The sequence below is a fragment of the Aromatoleum evansii genome, from assembly GCF_012910805.1.
Classification (GTDB): domain Bacteria; phylum Pseudomonadota; class Gammaproteobacteria; order Burkholderiales; family Rhodocyclaceae; genus Aromatoleum; species Aromatoleum evansii.
The window spans coordinates 1-574 of sequence record NZ_WTVK01000185.1 but is presented as its reverse complement, the minus strand read 5'-3'; the positions used below and the strand labels follow the sequence as shown (position 1 = coordinate 574).

The window sequence follows — 574 nt, the reverse complement described above, 5'->3', positions numbered from 1 at the left end:
CGTGAGAGCTGAGGAGGGCTCGTCGGGACGAGGACGTGTGGCAGCCATGGGGGAACCTTTCCGGGGCACCGCGCGGCGGCCTCCTGCTCACTCTAGGAGAGGGTGACCCCAGTGCAGCCGCTCATCGTCTCAACAGATCGTGGCGTTCGAGGCGGGTGGATTGTCTGAGGTGTGCACAAACCTTCCTTTGAGCTACATGGCAGCTGCTTGCCTACGCCTCCCCTACGGTTGTGGCATGTCCTTCACGATTCGTTTGCGTACGCCCGATGATCGCGACTCTCTCGTGAAGGCCTTGGCCGAGCAGCAGGCGGCATCCTGCTACCCCTTCAGGTGGCCGTTACCCATGCCAGTTGCCGATTTCGTGTTTCGCGCATCCGATGAGTCTGCGTGGGTGGCGTGCGAATCGGGCAGGGTTGTTGGCCATGTTGCGGTGGGGGTTGTTGATGAAGACGACGAGCTCGGGCGGATCTTCGCACCAGCCCTCGAAGTAACCGCCGACACTCTCCGCGCCGTGACCACCCTCTTCACGTCCTTGGGGGTGCGAGGCCAGGGAATGGGGCGTGCTCTTCTCACG

The 574-nt window shown here is 62.9% G+C and carries 1 protein-coding gene; it reads left to right on the top strand.

From position 1 onward, the window contains the following. Positions 1–235: 235 nt before the first annotated feature. Positions 236–574, top strand: a 339-nt coding sequence (locus tag GO615_RS29845; protein WP_169133073.1) for a GNAT family N-acetyltransferase, incomplete at its 3' end; no start/stop codon positions are given.